This is a genomic window from Streptomyces sp. C1-1, from assembly GCF_050214755.1.
Taxonomy (GTDB): domain Bacteria; phylum Actinomycetota; class Actinomycetes; order Streptomycetales; family Streptomycetaceae; genus Streptomyces.
The window spans coordinates 9219377-9234026 of the sequence record NZ_CP189826.1; the positions used below are offsets into that span (position 1 = coordinate 9219377).

16 protein-coding genes are annotated in these 14650 nt (G+C 72.2%); 10 read left to right on the forward strand and 6 right to left on the reverse strand.

Features of this window, described 5'->3' with window-relative positions:
• Nucleotides 1-83 precede the first annotated feature (83 nt).
• Together ACQF4J_RS41915 and ACQF4J_RS41920 are read left to right on the forward strand one after the other, a co-directional pair.
• Complete coding sequence (locus ACQF4J_RS41915; RefSeq protein ID WP_427168146.1) at nt 84-1415, forward strand: aldehyde dehydrogenase family protein; 1332 nt, start codon at nt 84-86, stop codon at nt 1413-1415.
• 210 nt (nt 1416-1625) lie between these two features.
• Nucleotides 1626-2969 carry a chloride channel protein gene (locus ACQF4J_RS41920; protein WP_351566714.1) on the forward strand — a complete coding sequence of 448 codons (1344 nt, stop codon included), beginning with the start codon at nt 1626-1628 and terminating at the stop codon, nt 2967-2969.
• On the opposite strand, the gene ACQF4J_RS41925 is transcribed toward ACQF4J_RS41920, so the two are convergent.
• The gene (locus tag ACQF4J_RS41925; protein ID WP_427168147.1) at nt 2948-3787 is read right to left on the reverse strand and encodes a YhjD/YihY/BrkB family envelope integrity protein; all 840 of its coding nucleotides are present in this window, start codon (nt 3785-3787) and stop codon (nt 2948-2950) included. The two genes, ACQF4J_RS41920 and ACQF4J_RS41925, sit on opposite strands and share 22 nt — an antisense overlap.
• 325 nt (nt 3788-4112) lie before the next feature.
• Here ACQF4J_RS41925 and ACQF4J_RS41930 point away from each other — a divergent pair, with 325 nt between their 5' ends.
• The gene (locus ACQF4J_RS41930; protein ID WP_351806475.1) at nt 4113-4766 is read left to right on the forward strand and encodes a GAP family protein; all 654 of its coding nucleotides are present in this window, start codon (nt 4113-4115) and stop codon (nt 4764-4766) included.
• Nucleotides 4767-4795: 29 nt separating this feature from the next.
• Here the strand turns inward: ACQF4J_RS41930 and ACQF4J_RS41935 are convergent, their stop codons facing one another.
• Entirely contained in the window at nt 4796-6106 is a 1311-nt protein-coding gene (locus tag ACQF4J_RS41935; RefSeq protein ID WP_427168148.1) for a hypothetical protein, read from the reverse strand.
• A 160-nt stretch (nt 6107-6266) separates the two neighbouring features.
• Here ACQF4J_RS41935 and ACQF4J_RS41940 point away from each other — a divergent pair, with 160 nt between their 5' ends.
• From ACQF4J_RS41940 to ACQF4J_RS41950, 3 genes are all read left to right on the forward strand, one after another.
• Entirely contained in the window at nt 6267-6689 is a 423-nt protein-coding gene (locus tag ACQF4J_RS41940; RefSeq protein ID WP_427168682.1) for a DUF6325 family protein, read from the forward strand.
• Between the two features lie 71 nt (nt 6690-6760).
• The gene (locus ACQF4J_RS41945) at nt 6761-7048 is read left to right on the forward strand and encodes an SHOCT domain-containing protein (protein WP_351806479.1); all 288 of its coding nucleotides are present in this window, start codon (nt 6761-6763) and stop codon (nt 7046-7048) included.
• A 225-nt stretch (nt 7049-7273) separates the two neighbouring features.
• Nucleotides 7274-8299: an alcohol dehydrogenase gene (locus ACQF4J_RS41950; protein WP_427168149.1), complete on the forward strand. Its 1026-nt coding sequence runs from the start codon at nt 7274-7276 to the stop codon at nt 8297-8299.
• Nucleotides 8300-8377: 78 nt separating this feature from the next.
• Here the strand turns inward: ACQF4J_RS41950 and ACQF4J_RS41955 are convergent, their stop codons facing one another.
• Nucleotides 8378-8836 carry a pyridoxamine 5'-phosphate oxidase family protein gene (locus ACQF4J_RS41955; protein ID WP_351566690.1) on the reverse strand — a complete coding sequence of 153 codons (459 nt, stop codon included), beginning with the start codon at nt 8834-8836 and terminating at the stop codon, nt 8378-8380.
• A gap of 185 nt (nt 8837-9021) precedes the next feature.
• Between ACQF4J_RS41955 and ACQF4J_RS41960 the strand changes: the two genes are divergently transcribed.
• Entirely contained in the window at nt 9022-9414 is a 393-nt protein-coding gene (locus tag ACQF4J_RS41960) for a VOC family protein (RefSeq protein ID WP_427168150.1), read from the forward strand.
• A 44-nt stretch (nt 9415-9458) separates the two neighbouring features.
• The gene (locus tag ACQF4J_RS41965) at nt 9459-10529 is read left to right on the forward strand and encodes an adenosine deaminase (RefSeq protein ID WP_427168152.1); all 1071 of its coding nucleotides are present in this window, start codon (nt 9459-9461) and stop codon (nt 10527-10529) included.
• Here the strand turns inward: ACQF4J_RS41965 and ACQF4J_RS41970 are convergent.
• Together ACQF4J_RS41970 and ACQF4J_RS41975 are read right to left on the reverse strand one after the other, a co-directional pair.
• On the reverse strand, nt 10511-11026 hold the full coding sequence (locus tag ACQF4J_RS41970; RefSeq protein ID WP_427168153.1) for a mycothiol transferase: 516 nt from the start codon (nt 11024-11026) through the stop codon (nt 10511-10513). The genes ACQF4J_RS41965 and ACQF4J_RS41970 overlap by 19 nt on opposite strands.
• Nucleotides 11027-11043: 17 nt before the next feature.
• Nucleotides 11044-11937 (reverse strand): LysR family transcriptional regulator, encoded by an 894-nt coding sequence (locus ACQF4J_RS41975; protein WP_351806485.1) that lies wholly within the window; start codon nt 11935-11937, stop codon nt 11044-11046.
• Between the two features lie 170 nt (nt 11938-12107).
• Here ACQF4J_RS41975 and ACQF4J_RS41980 point away from each other — a divergent pair, with 170 nt between their 5' ends.
• Both ACQF4J_RS41980 and ACQF4J_RS41985 read left to right on the forward strand, forming a co-directional pair.
• Nucleotides 12108-12323, forward strand: a complete 216-nt coding sequence (locus tag ACQF4J_RS41980) for a hypothetical protein (RefSeq protein WP_351566676.1) — start codon at nt 12108-12110, stop codon at nt 12321-12323.
• A 40-nt stretch (nt 12324-12363) separates the two neighbouring features.
• Nucleotides 12364-12957, forward strand: coding sequence for a TetR/AcrR family transcriptional regulator (locus tag ACQF4J_RS41985; protein ID WP_351806487.1), 594 nt, complete (start codon nt 12364-12366; stop codon nt 12955-12957).
• Nucleotides 12958-12980: 23 nt separating this feature from the next.
• Here ACQF4J_RS41985 and ACQF4J_RS41990 read toward each other — a convergent pair whose 3' ends face one another.
• The gene (locus tag ACQF4J_RS41990) at nt 12981-14552 is read right to left on the reverse strand and encodes an MFS transporter (protein WP_427168156.1); all 1572 of its coding nucleotides are present in this window, start codon (nt 14550-14552) and stop codon (nt 12981-12983) included.
• Between the last annotated feature and the right edge of the window lie 98 nt (nt 14553-14650).

Below are 14650 nucleotides of genomic sequence, written 5' to 3' on the forward strand. Positions count from 1 at the left end.
GCGCCGGAATTTATTTTGGTGTATGAAAGGTTGGCATATACACCTGACCTGAGTACCCCTGATCGTTCCAGCAGCGAGGCACCATGAACCAGCCCATCACCGAGCAGCCCGCCGACGTCGTCGCCCGGCTGCGCGCCGCCTTCCGCAGCGGCCGCACCAAGCCCGTCGAATGGCGCACCGCCCAGTTGCGCCGTCTGCGCGACATGCTCACCGAGAACGGTCCCGACCTGGCCGCGGCCCTCCACGCCGACCTCGGCAAGAGCGCCGCCGAGGCCGACCGCACCGAGATCGGCTTCACCGTCCGCGAGATCGACCACACCCTCGACCACCTCGCCGACTGGCTGCGCCCCGAACCGGCCCCGGTCCCGGACCGTCTCGGCGACGACGCGCGCGCCTGGACGCAGTACGACCCGCTCGGCGTCGTCCTCGTCATCGCCCCCTGGAACTACCCCGCCCAGCTCCTGCTGGCCCCGCTGGTCGGCGCCCTCGCCGCGGGCAACGCGGTGCTCGTCAAGCCCAGCGAACTGGCCCCCGCCACCTCCGCCGCCCTGGCCCGCCTGCTGCCGGAGTACCTCGACACCGGCGCGGTCGCCGTCGTCGAGGGCGGCATCCCCGAGACCACGGCCCTGCTCGCCGAGCGCTTCGACCACATCTTCTACACCGGCAACGGCACCGTCGGCCGCATCGTCATGCGCGCCGCCGCCGAGCACCTCACCCCCGTCACCCTCGAACTCGGCGGCAAGTCCCCGGCGTTCGTCGACCGGGGCGCGGATCTCGACGTCGTCGCCGACCGGCTGGCCCGCGGCAAGTTCCTCAACGCCGGGCAGACCTGTGTCGCCCCCGACTACGTGCTGACCGACCCCGAGACGGCCGCCGCCCTGGAGCCCGCGCTCACCCGCGCGGTCGAAGCGCTCTACGGCGGCGACCCCTTGGCCTCCGGCGCATACAGCCGGATCGTCAACGAACGTCACTTCGACCGGCTCACCGGCCTGCTGGGCTCGGGCCGTACGGTCGTCGGCGGCGTCGCCGACCGCGCCGCCAAGTACATCGCCCCGACCGTGCTCGCGGACGTCGACCCCGAGTCGCCGGTGATGCGCGAGGAGATCTTCGGACCGATCCTGCCGATCGTCACGGTGGCCGGGCTGGACGAGGCGATCGACTTCATCAACGACCGCGACAAGCCGCTCGCCCTCTACGTCTTCTCCGAGTCCGGCGACACCCGCGCCCGTATCGCCGCGGAGACGTCCTCCGGCGGCCTCGGACACGGTCTGCCGCTGGCCCATCTCACCGTCTCCGACCTGCCGTTCGGCGGGGTGGGGGAGAGCGGCATGGGCAGCTACCACGGCCGCTGGTCGATCGAGACGTTCAGCCACCGCAAGGCGGTCCTGGAGAAGCCGCTGAGCCCGACCCGCTGAGAGGTCCGCCCGGCCGTGACGGCGAGCGCGTTCGGTCCGCTATGGGTATGTTCGTCGTGCTATGCGCCGCGAGGCCATGCGGTGGTCGGCCCGACGCGACCGCGTGGCGCGGCGCCGACCCCGGGAGGACCCATCGCCGGAACGACGTCGGAGAGCGGCTCCGGGGCCGCGGCGCGCAACCAGCCCCCGGAAGCCGATCTGCTGCGCACCATGCTGGGCCGGCCGGACTACCGCAAGGCCCTGGTGTTCTGCGGGCTCATCGGGATTCCGGTGGCGCTGATCGCGTTCTGGTTCCTGGTGGCGATCCACCGGCTGGAGCAGCTGATCTGGACGACCTGGCCCAAGGATCTGGGCTGGAAACAGGCTCCCTGGTGGTGGGGCCTGCCCCTGCTGACGGTGGCCGGAGTCGTCGTCGGCCTGGTCGTCACGCGGCTTCCGGGCCGGGGCGGACACGTCCCGGCAGCGGGCCTGCATTCGGGCGGCGTCACCTGGAAGGCGCTGCCGGGTGTCGTGATCGCCGCCCTGGTCGGTCTGCCGCTGGGCGCGGTACTGGGACCCGAGGCACCGCTGATCGCGATGGGCGGCGGACTGGCCCTGCTGTTCGCTCGGCTGGTCCGGGCACCGGACACCGAGGCGAGCAATTCGCTGCTCGGTGCGGCCGGGGCGGCGGCGGCCATCTCAGCGCTCTTCGGGAACCCGATCGTGGGCGCGGTGATGCTGATGGAAGTCGCCGGGCTCGGCGGCCCACAACTGTTCGCGGTGATGCTGCCGGCCCTCCTGGCCAGCGGGGTCGGAGACCTGATCTTCACCGGGTTCGTCCGATGGACCGGCCTGAAGACGGGGAGCCTGTCCATCGGTCTGCCCAAGCCGCCGCCGCTCGACTGGGGAGACGTGCTGTGGGTGCTGGTGCTGGCGCCCGTCCTCGCGTTCCTCGTCCACTGGATCTTCGTCGGCGGCCGGTTCGCCGCCCGCTTCGTCACGACCCGGACGGTGCGGAACACCACCCTCTGCGCGCTGGGCGCGGCGGTCTGCGTCACTCTCTACGCGGTCGCCACGGGGCGTTCGCCGGGCGAGGCGGCCCTGTCCGGCGAGTCCACGCTGGCCGCGCTGGCGCACGACCCGCACGCCTGGTCGGTGGGCGCCCTCATCGCCGTACTGGCCTTCAAGGGCCTGGCGTACGCGCTGTGCCTGGGCAGCCTCCGTGGCGGTCCCGTCTTCCCCGCCCTGTTCCTGGGCGGTGCGTTCGGTGTGCTGCTCTCGCCGCTGCCCGGCCTGGGGCTGGTGCCGGCGATGGCGGCCGGGATGGCGGCGTCGGTGACCGCGGCCCTGCGGCTGCCGGTGAGCAGTGTCGTCCTGGTCGTGCTCCTGCTGGGCAACGTGGACACCGTGGCGCTGGTGGTGCTCGCGTCGGTCGTGTCCTTCGTGCTCAGCCAGCTCCTGCCACAGGGCCCGCGTGTCCTCGCCGTAGGGGAGCGACCCGCCGACCGGACGGCCACCGGCGCCCCGGGGCGGGCTGACCACCTTCGCGGTCGTCAGTCCCCGGGGACCGGCTGAGTCTCCGAGGGACCCGGCGTGCCCAGACGGCGGGCCGCCCAGGGCTCACGGGCGATGACCGCGCCGGCGGTGATGCACAGGGTCGCGACCACGCAGAGCGTGATGAGCCAGGACAGCAGGGTGAACACCGCGCCCAGGGAGCCGTACTTGTCCAGGCTGTGGTTGAGCGCCCGGGGCACGTACAGCGACGCGGACGACGTGAGGACGCTCAGGGCCGTCCCGGTCAGCAGCGCGCCGGGCAGCAGCGGCAGCCACGGCACGCGCCCGGCCAGCAGCAGATGCTGCGTCCACCACCAGATGCCGGTCTGGGTGATCAACAGCAGCGGCACGCCCAGCCACAGGCCGAGACCGAAGCCGTTGCGCAGAGTGCCCTGAACGCCGAACATCAGCAGCCATGTCGCCAGCCAGGCGATCCAGCGCCAGGCGGCCACCCGGGCGCCCGCCTTGGGCATGCTCCAGGCGCGCTCGCACAGCCGTTGCATGGCACGGCTGCACGCGGTGGCCGAGATGAGCACCATGAACCCGCCGACCGCACCGGTGGTCTGGCGCAGTTCGTCGGAGGGATCACCCGTGCCCTGCACGACCTTGGCCAGCTCGGCGTTCGCGCTCCCGGACAGTCCGAAGGTGTCGTGCAGGGATCTGACGAACTGGTCCCGCATCGACGGCGGGGCGACGGAGGCGACCACGAACAGCAGGGGGACGGCCGTGAGGAACGTCTGGGCGGCGAGCCGGGTCGCCGAGTCGAGCACGTTCACGTTGATCAGATGCGACAGCAGGTGTGTGATGACCGGGAACCGGGTCTCGGCGCGGTTTCGCAACCCCGTCAGCCGGGTCCGCGTCGAGGAGCCCCGCTTCCCTCCCGACGCACGGCGTGACGGGCGGCCCGGACGGCCCTTTCCGGTCCCTGTCCCTGGCTGCATGCCTCCAGCCTGCCGCTCCTGCGGCCGAACGGCTCCCGGCGGGAGCGCGGCCCGAGCCGAGCGGGTGAAGAACCTTCGCGCAAACAGATGGGACAGGGCGGCGGCCAGGTGCCCAAGGGGCCCGCGACCCGGCGATTTGTGGGGTGCGGCCCCGCCGGTGAGACTGGAGCCATGGGCGAGAGCCGCTTCGTCGCGGGGCGTGCAGCGTCGTACGGGGGCCGCGATGGTGCTTGACCTGGTGATCATCGGCCTCGCGATCGCCGTGTTCCCCCTGTCGGTGACCGCGTTCGTCCTCGTGCTGTCGGCAGAACGCGGCATCTGGAAGGGCCTGGCGTTCATCCTCGCCTGGCTCGCCTGTTTCGTGGCCGTCCTGGCCGCCGTACTGCTCACCACCGGCGGCAAACCGCCGGCCCCCAAGTCCGCGCCCTCCACCGCCGCGTCCGCCGTCAAGCTCGCCATCGGCGTGGGGCTCGTCGGGTTCGGCTGGTACCGGCGCAGGAACCGCGAGCGAACCGGCCATCGGCGCCGGTCCACCGGCGGACTGATGACACGGCTCGACCGGCTGTCCGTGTGGACCGCGGCCGGGCTCGGGCCGCTGCTCCAGCCCTGGGGGCTGGTGGCCGCCGGCGCGGCGACGGTGGTCAGCGCCGACCTGTCCCACGCGTCCTCCTACCTGGCCCTGATCGGCTACTGCCTCCTCGCCACGAGCAGTCTGCTGACGATGGAGATCTACACGACGTTCGCCCCCGACGCGGCCCGGGTGCGCCTCGGCAGGCTGCGCACCTGGATCGAGACCCACCAGGAGCAGGCGCTCGTGGGCGTCGCCCTGGTGGCCGGCCTGTTCCTGGTGAGCAGGAGCATCGCCCAGTTGGCCTGAGCCCACCGCGCCGCCGGGGCCCAGGAGTGTCAGGCCGCGCCCGGTGCGCCGCTGGGGCCGGGATCCAGGAACTCACGGATGGCGAAGGCGAGCAGCACGATCAGCGCGGTCCAGATGACCACCGCCGTGGTCGGATAGCTCCAGGTGAACAACACGATCGCGGCCACCGCCAGGATCGCCACCCCGATCCACTTCTTGAAGCGGTGCACGAACCGGCCCACCGGCCCGAGCCGCAGCCCCGCCGAGACCGACGCGTCCCGTCCCGCGCCGATGCTCCTGCTGAAGAAACGACGGGTGAACACCGCGCCGCGGGACGGACCGACGAAGAACGCGCCGATCACCGTGACCAGGGCCAGCGCCCCGACCGCCCGCACACTCGAGCGCAGGAAGCGCACCAGCGCGTCGTAGACGGCGCCCGCGGCGGCCGAGTTGGTGCCCGGCGGCAGATGGTCCAGGTACACCGCGCGGAAGACGGTGAGCGCCACCCCGAGCAGCACCATCGCGAGGAACACGCCGATCGCCGCGCCGATCAGCGCCCGCCTGCGATGGACCGCCAGGAACACACCGGCGGCGGCGATCAGCACCGCGATGACCGGCAGCCAGTTGCCCACGATCTGCAGCACCCGCATGTACGACTTGACCTTGCCGACGTCCTTGCCCTCGACCACGACGAAGTCCGTGTGGACCGCCGGGATCTTGGACGCGACCCCCAGCCCCGCGTCGACCAGTCGCTGCTTCACCTGGGCCACGATGGGCCCGACGTCGATGGCCACCTGATTGTTCTTCAGCTGTACGACACTGTCGCTGTTGCCCGTCAGCGCCTTGTCCACGGCGCTGTGGGCACGTCGGTTGGCGTTGGTCCAGGCCGTCTCGAAGGCGGAGCTGGAGACCACGCGCATCACGGTGTTGCTCACCAGCTGCTTGAGGCCGTTCTTGATGGGGCCGTCCAGATTGCCGACGAGGTCCGCGACCCGCGGCGGCACGCCCTTCTGCGAGGCCGCGTCGCTCAGCTGCTTCACGAGCGCGTCCACGTCGACCCGCTGCAGCACGGCGTCGGTGACCCGGTTGGTCACCGCCTGCTGGATGTCGGGGTTCGACGCGAGCGGCGCCATCGTCGCGACGTAGCGATCGGTGTCCCGGACGATGCTGTTCGCCCAGACCGCCACCACCGCGAGCAGGGCCAGCAGGGACGCCAAGATGATCAGTAGGGCCGAACCGAGCGCCCGCAACCGGTGCTTCGGCTCGTGCCGGGCGCTCTCCAGTTCGCTCACCCGGCGCCGCAGTTCTTCCAGCTCGCCGTCCTGCGGCCGCTCAGGGGGGAGTGCCTCGCTGTCTGTCATGTCTTCGAGGAGATCCCGCCGGAGCCGTACAGGCGAGCCGTGGACAACCGGGCGGGTGACACGGGCAAGATGTGGCGCCCGCCCCTGTCCGGTGATGCAATGGCAATCAGGGGACGTACGCCTGCCAGAGGTGATCACCGTGAGCGAGCAGTTCGAGGACATGGGTCCGATCGACTACGTGGTGGTGGAGTTCCCCGGCAACCACATGACGGGCGAGGCCTTCCCCCTGCTGGTCGATCTCGTGGACCGGGGCATCATCCGCCTCCTGGACCTGAGGTTCATCAAGAAGGACGAGGACGGCTCGGTGACGGCGCTGGAGATCGCCGATCTCACCGGGGACGGGCACCTCGACCTCGCCGTCTTCGAGGGGGCCAGCTCCGACCTGCTGGGCCAGGACGACCTGGAAGAGGCGGCCGCGGCCGTGGAGCCGGGCAACTCGGCCGGTCTGCTGGTCTACGAGAACCTCTGGGCGGCCCCTTTCGCAAGCGCCCTGCGGCGTGGCGGCGCGCAGCTCGTCGCCTCCGGGCGCCTGAACGTGCAGGCCGTCCTGGCCGCCCTCGAAGCCGCCGAGGCGGCGTCGTGAGGTGCGATCCGGTGAACCGGTGAACAACAGCCAGAGTCGTTCCACGACTTAACGGGTGAGAGGCGATTCTCATGCCAGGTCTTCTTCGCGGGGTTGCCCGCACGGCCGTGGTCGCGGGCACGGCGACCGCCGTGTCCAACCGCGTGTCCCGTCGCCAGCAGGGGCGTTGGGCCGCCCAGGCACAGCAGCCGCAGGGCTACCAGGAGGCGCCGCCCCCGCCGCCCGCGCCCACCACCACCTCCACGGCCGACGACATGACGAACAAGATCGACCAGCTCAAGCAGCTGGGCGAGCTGAAGGCTCAAGGCATCCTGAGCGAGGCCGAGTTCGAGGAACAGAAGCGCAGGCTGCTCGCTTGACCGCCACTCGACGACGCATCTGACCTCTTCTGCGTCCAGGGCGAGGAGTGGGCGACGCGATCCGTGGCACACGGGCATGGCCCGTCCCGCGTGCCTTCGGCCGATCGCGAGCCGATACTCCAGGGCCGCCCGACCGTCCCGGGCCCGCTCCTCTCGCTCGACGCGCGGGGCAGCTCCGGAGCTGGTGTGCTGGTCCGGAGCCGATCGCCCATTCAGGAGATGCGGATGAGTACCTATCGAGTCGCCCAGGTCGACGCTGCCGGAGGCCAGTTCCGGGTCACCGAGCGCGAGGTGCCCCGGCCCGGACCCGGGCACGTGCGGATCGCCGTGGAGGCGTGCGGGGTCTGCCACAGCGACGCCCTGTTCGTGAACGCCGGGGTGCCGGGCGTCAGGTTCCCGCTGGTACCCGGACACGAGAGCGCCGGCCGGATCGAGGAACTCGGCGAGGGGGCTGAGGCGATGGGCTGGCGGACGGGCGACCGCGTGGCCGTGGGCTGGTTCGGCGGCAGTTGCGGCCACTGCACGCCGTGCCGGCAGGGCGACTTCATCGTGTGCGACAACCTCAAGGTGCCCGGCTGGGCCTACGACGGCGGTTTCGCGGAGCGGATGATCGCGCCGGTCGACGCGCTGGCCCGCATCCCCGACGCGCTCTCGTCGAGCGACGCCGGCCCCATGGCCTGCGCCGGCGTCACCGTGTTCAACGGGCTGCGGCGCAGCTCCGCCCGGCCCGGCGACCGCGTCGCGGTGCTCGGGCTCGGCGGCCTCGGCCATCTGGGGGTGCAGTACGCCGTCGCCATGGGCTTCGAGACCGTGGCGATCGCGCGCGGGCCCGGCAAGGCGGACTTCGCCAAGCGGCTCGGCGCCCACCAGTACGTCGACAGCACGGCCGTCACCCCGGTCGCCGAGGCGCTGCAGTCGCTCGGCGGTTGCAAGGTCGTCCTGGCCACGGCGGGCAACTCCGACGCCATCTCCGCCACCGTGGACGGTCTCTCGCACCGCGGCGAACTGGTCGCCATCGGCGCCGACAGCGAAGCGATGGGCATCAGCCCCGTCCAGCTGCTGATGCGCGGCAGGATCGTCCGCGGCCACCCGTCCGGCACCGCGCAGGACGTGCAGGACACCATGGCCTTCAGCGCCCTGCACGGCATCCGGCCGATGACCGAGACGGTCCCGCTGGACCAGGCCGACGCGGCCTACCACAAGATGCTCTCCGGCGGCGCCCGGTTCCGCATGGTCCTGGTTCCCCGCTGACACGCCGACGCGCTGGACGGTGGGCCGACCGTCCGGTCGACCCGGAACCCGCCGACCGCCCCGCGCGAGCCGCGTCCCTCAGGCCGTCCAGGCGCCGTCCCGCATCAGGTGGCGCCCCGGCAACTCCCGCGCCCCGCGCCACGCCTGCACGGCGCGGGGCCGGACCCGGAAGTACGCGTACGAGGCGGCGTCCGTACGCGGATCCCAGCCGGTTGCGGCCGCGAACGCGTCGGCCGCCGCACCCGGCACCTCCGCGCGGGAGAACGTCTCCACGTCACCGTCGACGAGCACGACGTCCCGGGTGTCGCCCAAGGCCAGCCGAGTGCGCCCGCCGTCGCGCAGATTGCGGCCCGTGGGATTGGTGAGCCGGGTGCACACCCAGAAGCACTCGCCGTCCCACACGAACCACAACGCGACCAGACACGGCAGCCCGTCCGCGTCAGCCGTCGCCACCCAGACGTCCGACTCCCGTGCGAACCGGGCGAGTACGTCCTCCTTGCGCCGCCGCGGATCACGTGGCGGCTCGGTGATCTCCATGCCCCCGCACGCTACCGACGCGCACGCGCTCGCACCTCGGGCCTCGGTCCTACACCCATCGACCTCCTCCTCCCCGGCAGCCGGTGCCTCGGGGTGCCTCGGCGACGCACGACGGAAGCGGACTGGCGTCCGGGACGTTTTACGTATAACCTCACCCGTCAATCCCCCGCTTCGGAAGGCCCCCGATGAGACGCGTCGCCCTGGTCACCCTCGTCGTCGACGACTACGACGAGGCGATCCGCTTCTACACGGAGGCCCTCGGGTTCCGGCTCGCCGAGGACGCGCCGCGGCCGGACGGCTCTCGCTGGGTCGTCGTGGAACCCGGCACGCCGGGGCAGGGCACCGCGCTGCTGCTCGCCCGCGCCAAGGGGGAGGCGCAGCGCGCCCGGATCGGTGACCAGACCGGCGGCCGCGTCGGCTTCTTCCTGCACACCGACGACTTCGCCCGCGACCACGCCCGCATGCTCGCGGCGGGCGTGACCTTCCTGGAGGAGCCGCGCCACGAGCCCTACGGCTCGGTCGCCGTCTTCCAGGACCTGTACGGCAACCGCTGGGACCTGCTCCAGCCCGCCGACTGACCCCCTCCCGCCCCCTCAGAACCGCCCGCCCGAGAAAGCCCACCATGACTGCTACGCGCGTAGATGCCGATGTGATCCGCCGCCTCCCCAAGGCCGTCCTGCACGACCACCTCGACGGCGGCCTGCGCCCCGAGACCGTGGTGGAGCTCGCGGAGGCGGTCGGGCACACCCTGCCCACCACCGACCCGGACGAGCTGGCCGCCTGGTACTACGAGGCCGCCAACTCCGGTGACCTGGTGCGCTACATCGCCACCTTCGAGCACACCCTCGCCGTGATGCAGACCCGCGAGGGACTGCTGCGCACCGCCGAGGAGTACGTCCTCGACCTGGCCGCCGACGGCGTCGTCTACGGCGAGGTGCGCTACGCGCCCGAGCTGAACACCAGCGGCGGGCTGGCACTGAGCGAGGTCATCGAGACCGTCCAGGAGGGACTCGCCTCCGGCATGGCCAAGGCGGCCGCCGCCGGCACCCCGGTCCGCGTCGGCACCCTGCTGTGCGGCATGCGGATGTTCGACCGGGTCCGCGAGGCCGCGGACCTGGCCGTCGCCTTCCGGGACGCCGGCGTGGTCGGCTTCGACATCGCCGGCGCGGAGGACGGGTTCCCGCCCGCCGACCACCTCGACGCCTTCGAGCACCTGCGCCGCGAGAGCGTGCCCTTCACCATCCACGCCGGCGAGGCGCACGGCCTGCCCAGCATCCACCAGGCCCTGCAGGTGTGCGGCGCCCAGCGCATCGGGCACGGCGTGCGCATCACCGACGACATCGTCGACGGCAAGCTCGGCCGTCTCGCCGGCTGGATCCGGGACCGCCGTGTCGCCCTGGAGATGTGCCCGACGTCCAACCTCCAGACGGGAGCGGCGACTTCGATCGCCGAGCACCCGATCACGGCGCTGAAGGACCTCGGCTTCCGGGTCACCCTCAACACCGACAACCGTCTGGTGTCGGGTACGACGATGACCCGTGAGATGTCGCTGCTGGTGCGGGAGGCCGGCTGGACGGTCGAGGACCTGCGCACCGTGACGGTCAACGCCCTCAAGAGCGCGTTCATCCCGTTCGACGAGCGCAGGGCCCTCATCGAGGACGTCGTCCTGCCCGGCTACGAAGCCGCGCTCTGAAGCTGCCCGCGCAGATAGGCGGCCTGTCCGACGTGCTGCAGATCGTCGGACAGGACGCTGACCAGCCGTACGCCCAAGGTGACCGGCGGTTCCCAGCGCTCGTCGACGACGCGCTCCAGATCCGCGGCGGCCAGTGAGCGCAGCGCTCGCAGTGTCTGTTCGTGGACGGCGTCGTAGTAGCCGGTCAGCAGGTCGGGGGAGTCGACCCGTACCTTGGCGACCTTCGCCGCACTGTGGCCATACCCGGTGTCGCGGCGGGACAGGTCCAGCCCGAAGCGTTTCTCCCACTCCTCGGCGAGCCACACCTGGTCGAGCCCGAAGGCGTCTGCGACGTGGTCGTCCTGGACGCGGGTGAGGTGCCAGACCAGCCAGCTGATGGAGTTGGCGTCGTGGGTCGGGCGGGCGTTGAGCACGTCCGGTCCGAGTCCCCCTACCGCGGAGTGGACTTCTTCCCGGATGCGGCTGAACGCGTCGATGAGGATGTCCTTGGCATGCATCCCTCCACCATCGCGCATCACGGCCCGTCGTGCGTCCCCTGTTCCAGAAGCGCCATCAGGGCCCGCGCCGCCGGGCTGGTCGCCCGGTGCGGCGGCAGCAGCGCCACCGTCTCGTACACGGTCTCGTCGGTGTCCTTCACGGCCAGGGCGGTCAGCGTCTCCCGCTTGTGCCGGAAGTGCCGGGGCACCACCGCGATGCCGAGGTTCTCGTCGACCAGGTCCAGCAGGCTGTGCACGTCGTTGACCTCCAGCGCCACGGTCCGCCGTACACCCGCGACGGCGAACGCGGCGTCGGTGGTGCGGCGCGGGCCCCAGTCGGGGTGGAAGTCGACGAACACCTCCCCCGCCAGGTCGTCCGGGGTGACGGCAGTGCCGTCGGCGGCCAGCGGGTGCGTGGGGTGGCACAGCACGGTCATCGGTTCTGCGGTCAGCGCCACCGACCGGAGCTGGTCGGTGTCCGCCTGCGTGCGGTAGGCGAACGCCAGGTCCAGGCGGCCCGCCGCGACCTCCTCGGCGAGCTCCACGGAACCCGCCTGCCGCAGCCGGATCTCCACGTCCGGGTGCCGGTGCCGGAACGTCGCCAGCAGGCGCGCCGTGTGCACCCCCGCGATGCACTGCTCGGTGCCCAGCGAGAGCGTGCCCCGCAGCACCCCCTGCACGGCGGCCACCGCCTCGTGCGCGGCCCGGACCTGCGCCAGGATCCGCTCGGCCTCACCCAGCAGCGCCCGCCCGGCCTCCGTCAGCGTCACCCTGCGGGTCGTCCGCACGAACAACGGCGTCTGCAGCTCCCGCTCCAGCGCCCGGATCGAGGCCGACAGGCCCGATTGGGACACCATCAGCCGCTCGGCCGCCCTGGTGAAGTGCTGGTCCTCGGCGACCGCCACAAAGTGCTGGAGATGGCGCAGTTCCATCGGACCCCTTCTCGCAGGCGACGACCGGTCTCACCCCGCAATGGTAGGCAAGCGCTCTCCGGCCGGTTCCCGACCCCCAAAGGCGAGACTCCTTGCGATAAGGGGCGGGACAGCGGAAGACTGGCAGAGACCGCAGACGCAAGGGAACTCGCTTTAGTGGAGGTCGTTCGATGCTTCTCCCGGACGGTTTCTGGATCTCGTTCACTCTCATCGTCCTGGCCGGTCTGGTGGCCACGGCCGCGGCCGCGCTGCTGGTCGCCGCGCTCACACCGGGCGGCACCGGCCACCGGCCGCGCACGCCCCGCCGGTCGCCGGACCCGGGCGTCACGCTCGTGCGGCTCCCGCGGCCGGCCCGGGAGCCCGAGCCGCACCGGAAGGCGGGCTGACCCCGGCCTGCGGTGACGGCTCCTGAGATACGTTGGCGGGATGCCGGGCCCCAGTACTTCCCGAGTGCGCCGACCGGGCGGCCGCAGCGCCCGAGTGCGTGCCGCGGTACTCGCGGCGACGGTCGACGTCCTGCTCGAAGGCGGCCTCGACGCCCTCTCGATCGGCGACATCGCCCGCCGCGCCGGCGTCCACGAGAGCTCGGTCTACCGGCGCTGGGGCACCCGGTTCAACCTGGCGCTCGAAGCGGTGCTCGACCGCACCGGGACGGAAGTGCCCGTGCCGGACACGGGCGCCCTGCGCACGGACCTGAACGCGCTGCTGCGCGGCACCGCCGCTTTCGTCCGCACGCCCCTCGGCGAGCTGCTGCTGCGGCTGGCGCTGCGGGCGGACATGGCGGAGTACGAGGGCGCCCGCGAGCGGTTCTGGGACCACCGCTTCGCCGCCGGGTCGGCCGTGCTGACCCGGGCCGAGGAACGGGGCGAACTGCGTCCCGGCCTGGACCACCGCCTCGTCTTCGAGGCGCTCATGGGCCCCCTGCACATGCGGCTGCTGCTCACCCGCGAGCCGCTGGACGAGACGTTCCTGGACGGCGTGGTGGACCTGGTCCTGGCCGGCATCGCACCGCACGGCTGACGTGCCGGCGCCGGTTGCGCGGATCAGCGCTCGGGCGCCGGGTGCTCGGCCGGCGGCCGGGACGGCAGGGCCGCGAACGCCAGCGCCGCACCGCACGCCGCGACCGCGGCGCCGACCGTCAGACCCAGGCCCATCCCGCTGACGAACGCCGAGCGGGCCAGTGCCGCGAGCAGACGGCCGGACGTGCCGCCCACCCGCCCGGCCAGTTCGAGCGCGCCGCCCAGTGAGCCGAGGACACTGTCCGACAGGCCGCGCGGCAGGTGGTACGGCGCGAGGGGCGGGCCCATGCGGTCCTGGTAACGGGTCGTCAGCAGACTGCCGATCACGGCGACACCGAGCGCGCCGCCCAGCTGGACGGACACCCCGTTCGACGCCGAGCCGACACCGGTGTCTCCCGGCGGCAGCGTGCCCATGAGCGAATCGAGCGCGGCCGGAACCACCAGCCCCGCGCCCAGGCCGAGCAGCAGCATGCCGACGAGGACGTCGCCGTACGTCGACGACACGTCCGCTCGGGACAGCTGCCACAGACCGCCCGAGACGACCAGCAGCCCCGTGCCCACGACCGCCTTGGTGCCCGCCGCCCGGACCAGCACCGGGGACAGCGGGGCCACCAGCGCCAGGAGACCGGCCACCGGCAGGATGCGGACACCCGTGGCCAGGGCCGAGTAGTCGAGGCTGAACTGCAGGTACTGGGTGAGCACGAACAGCGCGCCGAACAGTCCGAACATCGCCAGGGCAACGGACGACGTGGCGAACGAGAAGCGCCGCTCGGCGAAGAAGCGCAGGTTCAGCATGGGGTGACTGGAGGCCCGCTCCCACAGCCCGAAGCACACCAGCACGGCCAGGCCGGCGCCGCCCGCGCCGAGCACCAGCGCGGACGACCAGCCGCGCACCGGCGCCTCGATGATCGACCAGAGCAGCATCCCGAGGCCCGCGATCGACAGCACCGAGCCCACCGGGTCCGGCCGCAGCGCGGCGGGGTTGCGGGACTCCGGCACCAGCAGCCGCGCGCACACCAGCCCGGCCAGCGCGAAGGGGATGTTGACCCAGAAGACCGAGCCCCACCAGAAGTGCTCCAGCAGCAGCCCGCCCGCCACCGGGCCGATCGCGATCCCGAGCCCGCTGGTGGCGGCCCACACGCCGATGGCCCGCCGTCGCTCACCGGGGTCCCGGAACACGTCGGTGATGATCGACAGGGTGGCCGGCATCATCATCGCCGCGCCCACCCCCATCCCGGCACGCGCCGCGATCAGCATCCCGACGGAGCCGGAGTACGCGGCCCACGCCGAGGCCGCGCCGAACACGGCGAGCCCGGTGGTGAAGACCCTTCTGCGGCCGAACCGGTCCGCCCCGCTGCCGGCCACCAGCATCAGCCCGGCGAACGCCAGCGCGTAGGCGTCCACGATCCACTGCAACTGGGTCGTCGTCGCCCCGAGTTCCTTCACCAGCGTGGGCAGGGCCACGTTCAGAATGGTGTTGTCCAACGTCACGATCAGCAGCGACACACAGAGCACCACGAGGGCGGTCCAGCGGCTCCGCCCGCCGCCCGCGCCCGGTGCCGGGGCTGCCTGCGGTATGTCCTGCACATACGTCATGCCTCCATGGAGCGCCCGGATTCGGCGCTACCGGCAGGTACCGAACGGCCCCCCGACGGGCCCTACGGCCCGGGATTGAGAAGCCGACCCGCTGAATT